This window comes from Mycobacterium sp. E1715 (assembly GCF_001667625.1).
Classification (GTDB): domain Bacteria; phylum Actinomycetota; class Actinomycetes; order Mycobacteriales; family Mycobacteriaceae; genus Mycobacterium.
This window is the reverse complement of the sequence record NZ_LZJJ01000025.1, coordinates 1-1,071: the sequence shown is the minus strand read 5'-3', so window position 1 is coordinate 1,071 and position 1,071 is coordinate 1. Positions and strand designations below refer to the sequence as shown.

Genomic DNA, 1,071 nt, shown 5'->3' with positions numbered 1-1,071 from the left:
CGCGCGGGCGCGGGGCCGGCCGCTGGCGGCAGCGGTCCCGGCGGCGGGGTGCCCTCGAGTGGTCCGAAGATTTGGTCACCGAAGCTGACGCGGTCATCGGGCGGGACGCCCTGCGCGACGAGGTTCGGATCGAGGGGGTAGGGACCCAGGACGTGTTGGCGGATCGCCAACGGCTCGAAAGGTTTGTCGCTGTTGCAGATTTCGACCGTGGGCGCGCGCTTGCCGGGATGGCCCATGCACGGGTAGTTCCGGGCGCCGCGTACCCCAATGGGTGAATCCTGCGGCAGTTTGCAGTACAGCCCGTCGGGAGTGTCGATCACCGTCGTGTCCTCTGGTGACCGCCACGACGACGGCGGCAAGAACCCTACCGTGCATGCGGGCGGGTCGCCGATGGTAAGGGTGAAGTCGCCCAGGGAGTATCCGGTGGGATTGTTCTTGGGTGCGCCGTAGGACTGAGTGGCGGCGATGGTGGGCGGCAGCAACACCAGCAGCTGCTCGAGGGAGGGGTGATAGGTGACACCGACCTGGCCCAGCGTGGTGAGGTTCGCCAAGAGCATCGGCAGCGTCGGCTTGACCTGATTGAACAGGCGTGACGCCTCATCGGCGGCCCCTGGAGCCCCGTGCAGCAGCGTCCGTGTCTGGTGGTCGTCGGTGACGAGTTGTTGGCTGACGCCGGCGAGGCTGCGTGCCCACGTGCGGATGGCGCCGCCCGATTGCGCCTGGCCGTCGAGCAGGGGCCGGCTGTCGTCGATGAGGGTGCGTGACCGCTCGGCGTTGGTGTTGGCGTCGCCGACGAGTTGTGACGAGGAGTCCAGCAGCGACCCGACGTCGTACCCGGATCCGTTGAAGGCCTTGAACGTTTCGTCGAGCAGACCGCTGATCTTGGTCTTGGGGACGCTGTTGATCAGCGTGCTGACTTGATCCAGCATCGGTCCGACGGCCTGTGGGATCGAGGTGTGTGCCGCGGGGATGATGGAGCCGTCATGTAGGTAAGGTCCTGCCGCCGTCGCTGGCTGCAGGTCCACATATTGCTCTCCGACCGCCGACACGCTGAGCACCTCCGCGCGCAGA

The 1,071-nt window shown here is 67.0% G+C and carries 1 protein-coding gene; it reads right to left on the bottom strand.

The window, feature by feature from the left end:
• Window positions 1-1,071: MCE family protein (locus tag A9X03_RS01445; RefSeq protein WP_068259342.1), on the bottom strand; the 1,071-nt coding region annotated here is incomplete at both ends.